The 13,514-nt window shown below is 64.4% G+C and carries 15 protein-coding genes and 1 riboswitch; of the genes, 5 read left to right on the top strand and 10 right to left on the bottom strand.

Annotated features, from left to right (window positions below; all coding sequences use genetic code 11):
* Positions 1-6: 6 nt before the first annotated feature.
* On the bottom strand, positions 7-1,293 hold the full coding sequence (locus HWX03_RS25770) for an efflux RND transporter periplasmic adaptor subunit (protein ID WP_175873158.1): 1,287 nt from the start codon (positions 1,291-1,293) through the stop codon (positions 7-9).
* Between the two features lie 321 nt (positions 1,294-1,614).
* Positions 1,615-2,277 carry an EamA family transporter gene (locus HWX03_RS25765; protein WP_175873157.1) on the bottom strand — a complete coding sequence of 221 codons (663 nt, stop codon included), beginning with the start codon at positions 2,275-2,277 and terminating at the stop codon, positions 1,615-1,617.
* Between the two features lie 119 nt (positions 2,278-2,396).
* Between HWX03_RS25765 and HWX03_RS25760 the strand changes: the two genes are divergently transcribed.
* Both HWX03_RS25760 and HWX03_RS25755 read left to right on the top strand, forming a co-directional pair.
* Entirely contained in the window at positions 2,397-2,666 is a 270-nt protein-coding gene (locus HWX03_RS25760; RefSeq protein WP_175823774.1) for a hypothetical protein, read from the top strand.
* Between the two features lie 620 nt (positions 2,667-3,286).
* Positions 3,287-3,637, top strand: coding sequence for a LysR family transcriptional regulator (locus HWX03_RS25755; protein WP_175873156.1), 351 nt, complete (start codon positions 3,287-3,289; stop codon positions 3,635-3,637).
* 32 nt (positions 3,638-3,669) lie between these two features.
* Here HWX03_RS25755 and HWX03_RS25750 read toward each other — a convergent pair whose 3' ends face one another.
* From HWX03_RS25750 to HWX03_RS25740, 3 genes are all read right to left on the bottom strand, one after another.
* Positions 3,670-3,948: a hypothetical protein gene (locus tag HWX03_RS25750; RefSeq protein ID WP_175823772.1), complete on the bottom strand. Its 279-nt coding sequence runs from the start codon at positions 3,946-3,948 to the stop codon at positions 3,670-3,672.
* Positions 3,949-4,070: 122 nt separating this feature from the next.
* The gene (gene pabB, locus HWX03_RS25745) at positions 4,071-5,267 is read right to left on the bottom strand and encodes an aminodeoxychorismate synthase component I (protein ID WP_175873155.1); all 1,197 of its coding nucleotides are present in this window, start codon (positions 5,265-5,267) and stop codon (positions 4,071-4,073) included.
* 226 nt (positions 5,268-5,493) lie between these two features.
* Positions 5,494-5,578, bottom strand: a riboswitch (ZMP/ZTP riboswitch).
* A gap of 90 nt (positions 5,579-5,668) precedes the next feature.
* Positions 5,669-6,367 carry an MgtC/SapB family protein gene (locus HWX03_RS25740; protein ID WP_175873154.1) on the bottom strand — a complete coding sequence of 233 codons (699 nt, stop codon included), beginning with the start codon at positions 6,365-6,367 and terminating at the stop codon, positions 5,669-5,671.
* A 115-nt stretch (positions 6,368-6,482) separates the two neighbouring features.
* Between HWX03_RS25740 and HWX03_RS25735 the strand changes: the two genes are divergently transcribed.
* Entirely contained in the window at positions 6,483-7,604 is a 1,122-nt protein-coding gene (locus HWX03_RS25735; RefSeq protein WP_175873153.1) for an AGE family epimerase/isomerase, read from the top strand.
* Here HWX03_RS25735 and HWX03_RS25730 read toward each other — a convergent pair.
* Positions 7,577-9,196: a methyl-accepting chemotaxis protein gene (locus HWX03_RS25730; RefSeq protein WP_175873152.1), complete on the bottom strand. Its 1,620-nt coding sequence runs from the start codon at positions 9,194-9,196 to the stop codon at positions 7,577-7,579. The two genes, HWX03_RS25735 and HWX03_RS25730, sit on opposite strands and share 28 nt — an antisense overlap.
* 281 nt (positions 9,197-9,477) lie before the next feature.
* Here HWX03_RS25730 and HWX03_RS25725 point away from each other — a divergent pair, with 281 nt between their 5' ends.
* Positions 9,478-9,921, top strand: a complete 444-nt coding sequence (locus tag HWX03_RS25725) for a PaaI family thioesterase (RefSeq protein ID WP_174434468.1) — start codon at positions 9,478-9,480, stop codon at positions 9,919-9,921.
* Between the two features lie 40 nt (positions 9,922-9,961).
* On the opposite strand, the gene HWX03_RS25720 is transcribed toward HWX03_RS25725, so the two are convergent.
* From HWX03_RS25720 to HWX03_RS25705, 4 genes are all read right to left on the bottom strand, one after another.
* Positions 9,962-10,243: a type II toxin-antitoxin system RelE/ParE family toxin gene (locus tag HWX03_RS25720; protein ID WP_175873151.1), complete on the bottom strand. Its 282-nt coding sequence runs from the start codon at positions 10,241-10,243 to the stop codon at positions 9,962-9,964.
* Positions 10,233-10,481 carry a type II toxin-antitoxin system Phd/YefM family antitoxin gene (locus HWX03_RS25715; RefSeq protein ID WP_048023838.1) on the bottom strand — a complete coding sequence of 83 codons (249 nt, stop codon included), beginning with the start codon at positions 10,479-10,481 and terminating at the stop codon, positions 10,233-10,235. The genes HWX03_RS25720 and HWX03_RS25715 overlap by 11 nt, the downstream gene beginning before the upstream one ends.
* A 121-nt stretch (positions 10,482-10,602) precedes the next feature.
* On the bottom strand, positions 10,603-11,655 hold the full coding sequence (locus HWX03_RS25710) for a CaiB/BaiF CoA-transferase family protein (RefSeq protein ID WP_175873150.1): 1,053 nt from the start codon (positions 11,653-11,655) through the stop codon (positions 10,603-10,605).
* 149 nt (positions 11,656-11,804) lie between these two features.
* Positions 11,805-12,569, bottom strand: coding sequence for a helix-turn-helix domain-containing protein (locus HWX03_RS25705; RefSeq protein WP_175873149.1), 765 nt, complete (start codon positions 12,567-12,569; stop codon positions 11,805-11,807).
* A 134-nt stretch (positions 12,570-12,703) separates the two neighbouring features.
* Here HWX03_RS25705 and HWX03_RS25700 point away from each other — a divergent pair, with 134 nt between their 5' ends.
* Positions 12,704-13,486 carry a crotonase/enoyl-CoA hydratase family protein gene (locus HWX03_RS25700; RefSeq protein ID WP_175873148.1) on the top strand — a complete coding sequence of 261 codons (783 nt, stop codon included), beginning with the start codon at positions 12,704-12,706 and terminating at the stop codon, positions 13,484-13,486.
* The last annotated feature ends 28 nt before the right edge of the window (positions 13,487-13,514 follow it).

Raw genomic sequence — 13,514 nt, 5'->3', positions numbered from 1 at the left:
TCCCTGTTAGTGAGCGCTCGATGCGGCGGCAGCGCTCGCCGGTGCGGCGCCCGACGCTGCAGCCGGCGAGGCGGCCGGCGACGCCGCGGCAGGCGACGAACCCGACGACGGCGTGGCGGCCGCCGCTGCAGCCCCTGCGGCGGTGCCCTGCGCCTGCGCAAGCTGGGCCGCAACGGTCTTCACGGTCGCGCCCGGGCGCACCTTGTCGACGCCTTGCACGATCACGTGATCGCCCGCCTGCAGACCGCCTTCGACGACCCAGTTCTGGCCTTGCATGCCGGTGGTCTTCAGCGGACGCGGCTCGACCTTGTTGCCGGCGTTCACCACCATCGCGATCGCCTGCCCCTTCTGGTCGTGCGTGACGCCGATCTGCGGCACCAGGAACGCGTTCTCGTTCACGCCTTCCTCGATCCGTGCGCGCACGAACATCCCCGGCAGCAGCACGCGGCCCGGGTTCGGGAAGACCGCGCGGATCGTCACCGAGCCGGTGGTCTGGTCAACCGTCACGTCCGAGAACTGCAGCTTGCCCGGCTCCGAGTAGGTCTTGCCGTCTTCCAGGATCAGCGACACCTTCGCCGCACCCGGGCCGCTCGTCTTCAGACGGCCGCTCTGCACGTGCTGACGCAGCTTCAGCCCTTCGAGGCTCGACTGCGTGAGGTCGACGTACACCGGGTCGAGCTGCTGCACCGTCGACATCAGCGTCGCCTGGCTCGCCTGCACGTATGCGCCCGGCGTCACCTGCGAGATGCCGACGCGGCCGCTGATCGGCGACACGACATCCGTATAGCCGAGGTTGATCTGCGCGGTGTCGACCGCCGCCTTGCCGGACGCGACGTCCGCCGCGGCCTGGCCTTGCGTGGCGACCGCGTTGTCGTACTCCTGCTTGCTGACCGCGTTCGCGGCGACCAGCACCTTGTAGCGCGCGACCAGCGCGTTCTGCGTGACGAGGTTCGCCTGCGCCTTCGCGAGCGTCGCCTTCGCGCTGTTCAGGGCCGCGATGTACGGCGCCGGATCGATCTTGTAGAGGCGCTGACCGGCCTTGACGTCGGTGCCTTCGGTGAATTCACGACGCAGCACGATGCCGTCGACCCGTGCGCGCACTTGCGCGACGAGGAATGCACTGGTGCGGCCCGGCAGGTCGGTGAAGACCGGCACGGCTTGCGGCTGGACGGTGACGACGCCGACTTCCGGCGTTTGCGGCGGCGGTGCCGATTCCTTTTTTCCGCACGCGGCCAGGAAAACGGCGGCCGTCGCGACAGTGATTAAGCGGTATGGAACCCGTTCGACGCGCATGGAGCGACCTCTCACAATCAATGAATAACAACCAATCGGTTCTGGCTTTTCTTCAACAACACCAGTGCCTGCCGGTTCCATCCGGAACCCTGCATGCGAATTTCCCCCTGGCACATCCTTTCCGGAACGCATTGCTCACGCGACCCGCCAATTCTTTCGCGGAATCGGGCAATTCAGATACCTTCACTTATATCTTCAGCAATCCTGATGCAACATTCAGCGTTGGTTCAGTTGCCTGAATTACGCGCATTCGTCGGAGTCGACGCGTTTCGATATCGGCGCATGAGATTGATTATGGAACAACACGTAAAATCGGAATGTCTAGTTAAAGTGGGTAGCGAATATGGCCGTCCCGCCCAGAAGAAGCGAACCGACGAATTTCCCCAGCCCAAACCAGAAAACGACCGCATTGGTGCCGACCTTTCGGACGGTAAGTCGCACCGAGACAAAGGAGATGGCGACGAGTGCGCCGGCCGCGAGTCCGATCGCTATATCCCCGACATCGAGACCGTCAAATTTACTTACGCCATTTGCGCTGGTCGTGATGTAAATGGATGCGATTGCGAAGAGCGCATAGAGCAGGATTTCCTTGCGCACTCTCTCGTTCGTTACAACGGCTTCCAGGAATATGACGAATACGGGTGTAATTCCCGTAAGCGTCATGGCGATTGGCACCGGCAGCACCGAGATCGTATAGAAGACGCCGTATATTCCAAGGAAACCCGCAATCGCCCTAATAATCAGGAGCTGCAAGACATCCGATTTTATCGAAGTGGCAATTTGCACTCGCGCCGACCGCGTTATGGCCGAGCAGGCCAATGTTGCCAGCGAGCGGAAAAAAATGATCTGGCAAATCGTCAGTGTGAGACTGGTTGCCTTTACGGCGACCGCATTTGCCGAGAAGCAGGCGACGTGTAATGCGAGCCATAGAATCGCCAATAAAAATGGAGGGGCGCCGGAAATTAAATATGGCATTTCAATCATCCTTGTGGCTCGATTGAACGGTTGCGAATGAGCTGGCCGGCATGACGACTGGTTGCCCATCGCGTATTTGAGCGGGTTGTGGTTGCGCCAGACCGTTTTCAGGACGAGATGTCGACCGAATGCACGGCAGCCCCGCGATGTCAGGCAACTGCTGGTTGAAATACTTGACCAGCCGGCGCGTTGATTGCCTGTCGGCGTGTGCGCGCTATGGACGCGGGGTGATCGAGCAGGATCCGTCGGACAACGGCTCTCAAGTCGGTGACGAAGCGTTCGTCCTTGGGCGTCGCCGGAAGCTCGCCTTTCAGGAACGCCGTAGTTTTCACGAGATTGCTTCCATCAAAGATTTCATTCAACGAAGTTCACGAATAGTTTTAAAAAATCAGTCGTGAGCGGCCGGCTTTATGTTTCCCATCGAAATAATCGCGCGTGACTGATGACTGCATGCCATCACGCGTTACAGTGCGAGCTGATATTTAGAGGCCGGGCTGGGCGAATATTTGATTCAGGCGCGGCCCGTCTATCTGGTTGGACACCTAGCCGTAATTGTTGACAGGTTGGCGCCCACTACATATCTGATGGATAGTGAGGATTTTCTTTGGAAACCTCTCATCCTGGCCCCGCAAATATTTCAGGTAGACGCTTGCCCACTACCACACGCACGTCCGAAAGCCATCCTCGCGCAAACGGGACACGTTTGACTCGGTTGAATTCTCGCTCGAATCGTATAAACAGCGGGGCCTATGAAAATCTCGATGCGTCGCTCGCAGTATCGAGCGGACCTGCGTATCCGCGCACATACGCCATGAATAACGTGTCACAAGATATTTGCCGCATCCGGAGGTCATCGAGAAAGAGCTGAATGATGTGCGTGAGCAATTGATGGTTCTACGAATACGTATCCGCCAAATAGGTCTCGTCTGTTGGCGATTGATGGAATTATGAGGTTCTATAAAATTTTTTGAAATATCAAGAATGCTATTTCAACCACAACAAATTCGGATGATCGACGATGATCTCGCTTGACGTAGATACCGTTCGCACCTTTCTATTGGTTATGGAATTTGGAATCCTTACGAAAGCGGCGGATTATCTGCATATGACGCAAGGCGTGGTCAGCGTCAAAGTGAAGCGGCTGGAGGAACGGCTGGGATTCCGGTTGCTTGGTCGCAACCCGAGAAGCGTCAGGCTGTCGAAAGAGGGCTCGCCTTCATCGATGCAGCGAGAGAATTCATCGAGCCGCACGACCGTGCGTTACGCAGGCCGGCTTGTCCGCCCGATTTTCGCGGGCGTCACGCATCATCTCGTCGACTCGAAATTGCCGGCGCCATTGTCGATGTTCACACGTATGACCCGGCATTGACGACCGAAGCACAAGCGAGTGGTTCTCGACGGCTACCCGACGAACTTGACAATCGCGATCTCGATGCAGCGATTGTCCGGCGTGTCGAAAGGCGCAGCGGCGGTCATGTGATCACCAACGAGCAGCCAGGAATGGAAGTACACGCCGGGCACGCCGCTGCGCCGGGCATCGTTGTCGGCCACCTGCCGCATTCGCTCGATGGCCCTGCGTGGGCTCGACGAAGCCGGCATTCCTGGCGCGCTATGCATGATCGTTGCGCCGGACAGTGACGACATCCCGATCGCGAAATTTTTCGCGAGATTCTGCAGCATCTCGCACAGGCATGCGAACGCGGTGTCCGCCAGGCGGGTGAGCGATCCGGGACGAGAGAGGTTCGTCCAACGGGTTTTGGGGCGACTCGGGCAGCGGTCCTCGGGGCGCCCCGCACCTCACATCAATTCATCGATGACTCCAGTTCCTGGTGTTTTGCGAGAGTGCAATGATTGGCTTCACGCCACCCTTCGCTGCTCACGTTGCCTAATACCCTCGATTTCCATTGGCATTCGTTCCATTCGAGATCCGCTTTGGAGTCGAGTACCACGCCGCCACCGACTCCATATACGCCGGAACCGTTTTTCCCCAGCGCGAGTGTCCGAATCGCAACGTTTAGCGAGAAATCCCCATTGGGAGCCATCCAGCCGATACTGCCGCAATAGAGACCTCGGTCTTCCATCTCGAGTTGCCGGATGTGGCGCATTGCTGCAATCTTCGGCGCGCCGACCACGGAGCCGCATGGAAAAAGGGCTCGCAGTATCTCGAAGAAGGAAGCCGATCCGATATCCGCCGTGATCGTAGAGGTCAGGGTCCATATCGACGGATAGCGTTCGAGATCGAACAACTTCTCGACCTTGACGGAGCCGATGCGGGCGATTCTTCCCATATCGCTACGCAACAGATCGACGATCATCGCGTTTTCGGCTCGGTCTTTTATGCTGGCCTGTAGCGCGCGAGCGGAAATCAGATCCTCTTCCGGATGCCGATGCCGAGGAGCCGTGCCTTTCATCGGCCGGCTGGTCAGGATGCTTCCTGAGCGCGATAAAAACAGCTCAGGCGAGAAAGACAGCACTAGCGATTCGCCGTCATCGATATAGGCCGCATGCGATACCGGGTGAAGATTTATTATTTCCCGGTATATGGATTCAGGACTCCCTTCGATTTCGACGTCTATTGGAAAGGTAAGATTTATCTGGTAAACGTCACCATTTTCAAGCAAGCGCTTGATAGCTGATACTTTTTTCCTGTATTCGTTGAAGCTGATTCTCGGCGAAGCGCTGACAATGCGGCCGGATCGCGGGTGAAGTGGGGGTTCCCATGCAGCTTCATGCACGGCACGCTCAAAGACGAGTGCAGTCATGCGAGGGGCGCCGCTATTCTTCGAGGGGGCGTGTTTTTCCATGAGTGCCGGCTCGAGCCATTCGCCCAGGGAGTAGCTCAGCTTGAGGGCAATCCAATACCCTTCTTTCCGTGCATGCTCGATATCGGCCATTGCCGACGGCAGTTCGTCAGCCGCCTTGACTTCAATTTTTCTGATCAATCCATGCAGGGCAAGCGCCTTCTTTTGGATTGCGTTTTCAAATCGGCAGATGGTCATTGGACGTCTCCCGCGACAGGTGCGTCGGCCTCTGGAAGGTGCGTTCGGGTCAAGATAATCAATCTGACCAACTCAGATTGGGGCATGACGGAAATTCTGGTGGCGGCACTGGATATCCAATGCCGGCCAATCCACCGGGAAGTTGGGCAAATCGTCGGCCAACGTTTCGGAAGGGCAAGGGGCGGCGAGGGGAGTCGGCATATTCCTGGGCGTCAAGATCTAAATTGGAAACGGCCCAGGCGCGCGGCAAACGGTCTATGTCACGCTTCCCGATAGTTTTCTATCTCGTGGCGCCAGTCACGCGACGGGATGATTCTCTCATATCCGTACCGGATCCAGTCACTCGCGCGGGGCCGCATTCAATGGACGGATTGAGCCGCACGCCCCGCCCCCGATTCACGCTATTCGTCGCCCCCCAGCCCGTTCCCGCCGTCGAAACGCGTGACGCCCGGCAGCGCGCGCAGCTTGTCGCAGATCGCCTTGTATTCGAGTTCCGACACCCGCGCGAGCGCGATGCGCACTTCGTCCTGCTCGCCCGTGTCGTCGGCGCGCTGCACGATGAACTGCTTCACGCGCGCACTGTCGGGGCCGAGCGCCGCGTGCAGCGAATCGAACGTCAGCGTGCCGCTCGCCACCGTCAACGCAAGCTGGCGCCGCTGGCGCACCGTGAAATAGCGCCGCTCCAGCGGCTTGATGCCGGCCAGGATGATCAGGATGATGATCGTCGCCGAAATCGACGCGACATAGAGCCCGCCGCCCACCGCGAGGCCGATCGCGGCGACCGACCACAGGCTCGCGGCCGTCGTCAGCCCGCGCACGATCTCGCCGCGCAGCAGTATCGAGCCCGCGCCGAGGAAGCCGATGCCCGACACGACCTGCGCGGCGATCCGCGACGGATCGAGCACGACGTGGTCGCTGGTGCCGAGCACGTCGGCGAAGCCGAACGCCGACACGATCATGATCAGCGTCGAGCCGACGCACACCAGCATGTGCGTGCGCAGGCCCGCAGCCCACGACAGACGCTCGCGCTCGAAGCCGATGACGCTGCCGAGCGCCGCCGCGAGAACGAGCCGCATCACGAGTTCCAGGTTGCTGAGCATCCGATTTCTCTCCTTTTTTTGGTGTCGGCCGCGCGGAATGTTTTATCCTTGGCCCCGGCCGCGCCGATTCTCCGGGCCGCGCCGACACGTTTCGATCCAAGCGCTCAACCCCGCCATGTCCGTTTCCGACTCCGTTTCCGACTCCGCTTCCGCCCAGGCCGCCCAGTTGCGCCACCATTTCGTGCACGTCGTCTTGCCGATCTGGCGGGGTTCAGGGTTCGACCCAGCATTGCAACTGCCGTTCGAGGCCGTCGATCCGGCCACCCACGCGCCGCTGCCCGCGACCCGTTATCGCGCAATGGCGTGCGCCAGGCAACTGTTCGTGTTCGCGCAGGCCGGCGACACCGCGCATGCGGCCACGCTGTTCGAGGCGCTGTGCCGGCACTTTCGCGACCCGCGCCACGGCGGCTGGATCTACAGCGTCGACGCGCAGGGCGCGCCGCTCGATACGACCAAGGATCTCTATACGCACGCGTTCATCGTGTTCGCGTGCGCCGCATGGCATGCGGCGTCGGGCGACGCCGCCGCGCGCACGGTGGCAGAAGAAACCGCCGCGCTGATCCAGGACCGCTTCGCGCCGCGCCACGGCGACGCGTTGCTCGATGCCGCGCGCCACGCCGATTTCTCGTCATCCGGCAGCGGGGCGCTGCAGAATCCGCTGATGCACCTGACCGAAGCCTGGCTCGCGGCCGCCGATGCGTTCGGCGACCCGGCGTTCGACGATGCGCTCGCGCGCACCGCGCAGGCCGTCGAGCGCACCTTCGTCGATGCGGCGACCGGCTGCGTGGCCGAGCTGCCGCTCGGCTCGGCCGACAACCGTTTCGAGCCCGGCCATCAGTTCGAGTGGTTCTATCTGGTCGATGCGGCCGGCGCGCGGCTCGCGCAGACCGGGCTTCCCGCCGCGCTGTCGCGCGCGTTCGCGTTCGCCGAGCAATACGGCGTCGATCCGCAGACGGGCGGCGTGTGCGCGGCGCTCGACGCGCAAGGCGCATGCATCGACGGCACGCAGCGGATCTGGGCGCAGACCGAATACCTGCGCGCGCTCGCGACGCACGGCGGCACGCCGGCCTCCGCACCGCTCGCACGCCAGATCGAGCGGTTCGCCGCGCGCTTCCTGCATCCGCGCGGCTGGTTCGAGTGCAAGACGGCCGACGGGCAGGTGTCGCGCGCCGACATGCCGTCGACGACGCCCTACCACCTCGCGACCGCCTACGCGGCGCTGCCGGCCGGTTCGTAACCCGTCGCGGCGAACGACGGCGCCGCGCGCCCGCTGGATGCGGCGCGTCCGTCGCCCAGTTCGAACACCGACACCGCCTGCATCAGGTGCGCGGTCTGGTCGTTCAGCGACGCGGCGGCCGCCGCGACTTCCTCGACCAGCGCCGCGTTCTGCTGCGTGAGCTGATCCATCTGCGTGACGGCCTGGTTCACCTGCTCGATCCCGACGCTCTGCTCGACCGACGCCGCCGTGATCTCCGACATCGTCTGCACGACCCGCGTGATCGACGCCGACACCGTGCGCATCGCGTCGCCGGCGCGCTCGACGAGTTCCGCGCCGCCGTTGATCTGCGCGACCGAATCCTCGATCAGCGCCTTGATCTCCTTCGCCGATTGCGCGCTGCGCTGCGCGAGCGAGCGCACTTCGCCCGCGACCACCGCGAAGCCGCGCCCCTGTTCGCCGGCCCGCGCGGCCTCGACTGCCGCGTTCAGCGCGAGGATGTTGGTCTGGAACGCGATGCCGTCGATCACCGAGATGATTTCCGCGATCCGCCCCGAGCTCTGCGCGATGCCGCGCATCCGGTCGATCACGCTGTCGACCACGCCGCCGCCGTGGCTCGTCGCTTCGAGCGCCGCGTCGGCCAGCGCACTCGCCGCGCGGGCGCTGTCGGTGTTCTGCCGGACGGTCGCGGTCAATTCCTCCATGCTCGCGGCGGTTTCCTCGAGCGACGCCGCCTGCGTGCCCGTGCGCGCCGACAGGTCGGCGTTGCCGCCCGCGATCTCGCCCGCGCCGAGGTGGATCGCATCGGACGCGTGGCGCACCGTACGCACGGTGCCCGCGATGCTCGTCTGCATCGCGGCGAGGCTGCGCAGCATCCGGTCGATCTCGAACACGCCGCCCGCCTGCACCGCTTCGTCGAGACGGCCCTGCGCGATCCGCTCGAAATGGCGGCCGGCCTGCTCCAGCGGCGCGACGACCGCGCGCCGCGCGGCCGCGTAGATCGCGGCGCTCGCCGCGAGCATCGCCACCAGCAGCACGATGCCGACCGACTTGAACCACAGCATGCCGCCGTCGATGGTGTCGAGCGCCGCGCGGCTCGAGGTGCCGCCATAGTCGGTGAAGCGATGCAGCTCGGCGATGTACGCATCCTGGAAGCCCTGGGTCGGCTGGTCGAGGAACGCCTGGATGTTGTCGGCGTCGAGGAACTGCACGAGCTCGCCCAGCGCGCCGCGCAGCGCGCGATAGCGCTCGGTGAGCGCCGCGACGCGCGCGCGGTTGGTGTCGTCGACCGGCTGCGCGGCCGTCAGCACGGCGAACGCCTTGTCCGCTTCCGCGAGCGACGCGCCCGCATGGCGGATGATGTCTTCGGGCTTCGGGCCGCCGCGCACCATCCGCGTGCCGGCACGCGACAGGTTGATGCGCGCGTCGAGCAGTTGCTCGGTCGCCCGGCTGGCCGCGTCGACCTGCGCGATCGCGACGTTCGACAGATCGTCGACGCCGCTGCGCGTCGACGCGAGCGTCCAGAAGCCGAGCGCTTCGATCGCAAACAGGAAGAGACAGAACACGGTCAACACGCCGAGCAGACCCGACGCGAGCTTGATTTTTCCGAACATGGGGGAATTCCTGGAGAGCGGACGATGAGGCGATGCCCCGGCATTAGCGGCATTTCTTCGTCGGACTTTAGGCGGAATGGCCGGCCACGCAGATCCATCGCGCGCTTCGCTCGCGCATTCGCGTCGAATCGCCCGCAAACGCGGAGATCTTGGGTATTCGACGCAATAATCGCGTCGCATCGCGCCGGGATTTGCACGAAACGCGGACGAATTTCCTTGCTTATCCGGAGCCCCCTTCCTAGAGTTCAGCGCAAGCGGGCACTCATTTCGAAGGAAGTTCGATGACCGACATCACGGACCATGCGCGCGGCGCATTGCGCGCGCAGCCGTTCAGCATGCTGCTGGGCACGGAGCTGATGCATATCGGCGACAACGAAGTGTCGCTGTGCCTGCCCGTGCGCGAGGAACTGCGGCAGCAGCACGGGTTCGTGCACGGCGGCGTCATCAGCTATCTCGCGGACAACGCGCTGACGTTCGCCGGCGCGCTCGTGCTCGGCCCGCGCGTGATCACCGCCGAATACAAGATCAACTACCTGCGGCCGGCCGTGAACGGCACGCTCGTCGCCCGCGCGAAGCTCGTCTATGCGGGCCGGCACCAGGCGACCTGCCAGTGCCACGTGTTCGTCATCGACGGCGACCACGAGCGGCTCGTCGCGATCGCACAAGGCACGATCAACCGCGTCGGCGACGGCAAGGTGCCGGATGCGCGGGAGGAAACGGCGTGAGTTGCCGGGTCCAGACATCGATGCCGCGACGCATGTCGCGCTAGCGTTTCATCGCAGCCAGATAAACCGCATCACGCTCGCGGCGGCCCACCGCGATCACCAGCACGATGACTTCCGCGTCGCGCACTTCGTAGACGAGGCGATAGCCGGCACCACGCAACTTGATCTTGTAGCGATCCGGGTGGCCATGCAATTTGGCTGACGGGATACGAGGATGCTCGAGCCGCTCGGCGAGCTTGGCCTTGAATTGATCGCGCACGGTGCGATCGAGCTTCTTCCACTCCTTCAATGCAGGTTCGAGAAAGGCGAGTTCAAAGGTCATTCAGCTTGACCTTGACGACCTTCTCCTTGGCGCGCGAATCGGCCAACGCATTGTCTTCGATGTCTTCCAAACGTTCGACCATCGCCTCCCACGTCTTCGCGGGAATGCAGTAGAACGCGGGTTCGTTGTGATTCAGGATCGCGACCGGAAAACCTTCGCCTGCGGCAACGGTTCCCATCGGATTCCGCTTCAGCTCCGAGACGCTCGCCGTCACGCTCGCCAGAATGGTGTGGGGCATGTCTGCTCCTTCTTCAATCGAGCATCGATTGTACTCTATTTGACATCAAATTTAGTACCGAAATTGGTGTTCTGGTGTACTCGGCCGTCGACGAACGGAAGCAACCTCCTGAAAGACAGCCCTAATCGGCTTCATCCCCCGCCAACGGCAAAAACCGCGGCGCCACCCGCGCCCGCACGTTCCCGTTCTCATCCGTCCGATAGATCCCGCGCGCCGCGTTGTGTGGATGCACGGCCGCGTCGGCCACGCTCAGCAGCGGCGCGAAACACGCGTCGGTGCCTTCGAGCAGCGCGCGCCAGTGCGCGGACGGCCGCTGCGCGAACACCTCCGCGAAACGCGCCTTCAGCGCGGGCCAGCACGCGCGGTCGTACTGCGACGCGGGATCGACGTCGGTCAGCCCGAGCCGTTCGACCAGCAGCGCGTAGAACGGCGGCTCGAGCGCGCCGATCGTCACGCATTCGCCGTCCGCGCAGCGATACACGTCGTAGAACGGCGCGTCGTGGAACAGGCTCGGCTGCGCGCCGTCGAGTTGCCCGTTCGCGCGGGCCCACAGCGCGAGCGACCCGAGCATCGACACGATGTCGACGATCGCGCCGTCGACCACGCGCCCCGGCCCGCCGCCGCGCACGTCGAGCAACGCGCAGACGATCCCGAACGCGAGCCCGAGCGCGCCGCCCGCATCGCCGACGACGGTCGGCGGCACGCCTGGCCGGCCGTCGCGCGGCGCGGACAACGACAGCAGCCCGGTCAGCGCGACGTAGTTCAGGTCGTGCCCGGCCGCGGCCGCGAGCGGGCCGTGCTGGCCCCAGCCCGTCATGCGCCCGTAGACGAGTTTTGGATTGCGGCGCGCGCAAGCGTCGGGCCCGAGGCCGAGCCGCTCCATCACGCCGGGCCGCAAGCCCTCGATCAACGCGTCGGCCTGCGTGATCAGATCGAGCGCGGCGTCACGTCCGGCCGGCGCCTTCAGGTCGAGTTCGACGATCGTCTTGCCTTCGCGCAGCAGGTCGCCGTCGCGGGCCCGCAGCGCATCCGGCGCGCTGGTGCGGCCGGACGGACGTGCGATCAGCGTGATGCGCGCGCCCATGCCGGCGAGCATCCAGCCCGCGAGCGGGCCGGGGCCGAGACCTTCGAATTCGACGATGTGGATGCCGGCAAGCGGCGCGTTCAATGGCATGGCGACCTCGCTGAGATACAGTCGGGACAGGAGCGGCGAAACGTCCCGATTCTATGCGAATGCCTTCGCGCGGTCAGGGCCTGTTCACGCTAATAACGGGCTTGCGCCGGCCCCCGGAATGAATTTCTCCGCACAAGGGGGAACATGCGCTAACGGCCCACGTCGCCCGCGCGCTCGGCCAGCGCCGCCCGCATCGCGCGCACGATCGCGTCCCGATGCGGATCGATCCGCTCGACGGGCCCGGCCACGCCCATCGCCAGCGGCAGCCCGTTCCAGCCGTCCGCGATCACCATCGAGATCATCGCGGCGCCCTGCGTGACGGTATGCGCCGAATAGGAATAGCCGAGCCGGCGGGTCTGTTCGACCTTGTCGAGCACGACGTCCTCGTCGATCGTTCTGCCCGACTTCCCGATCCGGCGGATGCTGCGCGACACGAGCCGGCGGATCGTGCTGTCCGGCTGGATGCTCAGCAGCGCCCAGCCGAGACCCGACATGCAGATCTCGCGACGCGTGCCGATCGGCGCATAGAACTGCACCGGAATCGAGTGCGAGCCTTCGACCGCATCGATGTACTGCACGTACAGGTCGCTCTGCACCGCGATCACGACCGCCTCGTGCGTGCGCCCCGCCAGCCGCTTCGCGACGGCATGCCAGTGCCGCCGGCTGCCGGCCGCCGAATCGACCAGTGCTTCGCCGAGATTGACGAGCCGCGCGGTGGGCGCATACGCATGCGTTGCGTCGTCGTACGCGAGGTAGCCGAGCGCCTTCATGCTGGTCAGCAGCGCTGCCGCGCTCGACCCCGGATACCCGCAGCGCGTGGCGATCTCGCGCACGCTCAGCGGCCGCTGCAAGGTGCTGAAGAGTTCCAGCACCTCGAACACGCGCGCCGCGCTCTTGACCACGTTTCCGCTCATCCCGCCTTCTCCGCAGCGACCGGCACGGGCCTTCCACGTATGTGGAACGGAATTTCCCGCCGCCGACCGTCGTGACGATACTAGGCTTCGGCCCGCAGCGTGAAGCCCCGCGGCACAGAACATACGGAGACCCCATGGCAGCCTTTTTGATCCGTGAACGGCAGGGCGCGATCCTGACCGTCACGATGAACCGTCCCGACACCCGCAACGCCATTTCGGACACCGATGCGATCGACGCACTGACCGAATGCTGCGACGAAGCGAACCGCGACGAATCGATCCGCGTGCTGATCCTGACCGGCGCCGGCACGACGTTCTCGTCGGGCGGCAACGTGAAGGCGATGCGCGCGTTCATGGAATCGGGCCCGCACGACCCGGCCGCGATCCGGACCAGCTATCGCCGCGGCATCCAGCGGCTCGCGCACGCGTTCCAGCACCTCGAAGTGCCGGCCATCGCGGCGGTCAACGGCCCGGCCATCGGCGCCGGCACCGATCTCGCGTGCATGTGCGACATCCGCATCGCCGCCGACCGCGCACGCTTCGCGGAAAGCTTCATCACGCTCGGCCTCGTGCCGGGCGACGGCGGCGCGTGGTTCCTGCCGCGGATCGTCGGCGCCGCCGTCGCCGCGGAAATGTCGTTCACCGGCGATGCGCTGGACGCGCAGGCCGCGCTGCGCTGCGGACTCGTGTCGCGCGTCGTGCCCGATGGCGACCTCCTCGCGCAGGCGCACGAACTGGCCGGCCGCATCGCCCGCCACTCGGGCACCGCGCTGCGCCTGACCAAGCGGCTGCTGCGCGAAGGCCGCCACGCGAGCCTCGACACGCTGCTCGACCTGTCGGCGTCGTACCAGGCGTTCGCACACGCCAGCCCCGAACATCGCGCGGCGGTGAACGCGCTGTTCGCCGCGCGCGGCTGAGCCCGCGACGCATCGCGGCCGCGCAGCC

This window comes from Burkholderia sp. BCC0397 (genome assembly GCF_902832865.1).
GTDB lineage: Bacteria > Pseudomonadota > Gammaproteobacteria > Burkholderiales > Burkholderiaceae > Burkholderia.
This window is presented reverse-complemented; position numbering and strand designations above follow the sequence as displayed.

Coding starts and splice junctions, on each gene's coding strand:
- HWX03_RS25730 (WP_175873152.1), bottom strand. CDS start 9,196: ATGTTCGGAAAAATCAAGCTCGCGTCGGGTCTGCTCGGCGTGTTGACC.
- HWX03_RS25765 (WP_175873157.1), bottom strand. CDS start 2,277: ATGATTGAAATGCCATATTTAATTTCCGGCGCCCCTCCATTTTTATTG.
- pabB (WP_175873155.1), bottom strand. CDS start 5,267: ATGACCATCTGCCGATTTGAAAACGCAATCCAAAAGAAGGCGCTTGCC.
- HWX03_RS25720 (WP_175873151.1), bottom strand. CDS start 10,243: ATGACCTTTGAACTCGCCTTTCTCGAACCTGCATTGAAGGAGTGGAAG.
- HWX03_RS25715 (WP_048023838.1), bottom strand. CDS start 10,481: ATGCCCCACACCATTCTGGCGAGCGTGACGGCGAGCGTCTCGGAGCTG.
- HWX03_RS25705 (WP_175873149.1), bottom strand. CDS start 12,569: ATGAGCGGAAACGTGGTCAAGAGCGCGGCGCGCGTGTTCGAGGTGCTG.
- HWX03_RS25755 (WP_175873156.1), top strand. CDS start 3,287: ATGATCTCGCTTGACGTAGATACCGTTCGCACCTTTCTATTGGTTATG.
- HWX03_RS25725 (WP_174434468.1), top strand. CDS start 9,478: ATGACCGACATCACGGACCATGCGCGCGGCGCATTGCGCGCGCAGCCG.
- HWX03_RS25700 (WP_175873148.1), top strand. CDS start 12,704: ATGGCAGCCTTTTTGATCCGTGAACGGCAGGGCGCGATCCTGACCGTC.
- HWX03_RS25750 (WP_175823772.1), bottom strand. CDS start 3,948: ATGCTGCAGAATCTCGCGAAAAATTTCGCGATCGGGATGTCGTCACTG.
- HWX03_RS25770 (WP_175873158.1), bottom strand. CDS start 1,293: ATGCGCGTCGAACGGGTTCCATACCGCTTAATCACTGTCGCGACGGCC.
- HWX03_RS25760 (WP_175823774.1), top strand. CDS start 2,397: ATGCACGGCAGCCCCGCGATGTCAGGCAACTGCTGGTTGAAATACTTG.
- HWX03_RS25740 (WP_175873154.1), bottom strand. CDS start 6,367: ATGCTCAGCAACCTGGAACTCGTGATGCGGCTCGTTCTCGCGGCGGCG.
- HWX03_RS25735 (WP_175873153.1), top strand. CDS start 6,483: ATGTCCGTTTCCGACTCCGTTTCCGACTCCGCTTCCGCCCAGGCCGCC.
- HWX03_RS25710 (WP_175873150.1), bottom strand. CDS start 11,655: ATGCCATTGAACGCGCCGCTTGCCGGCATCCACATCGTCGAATTCGAA.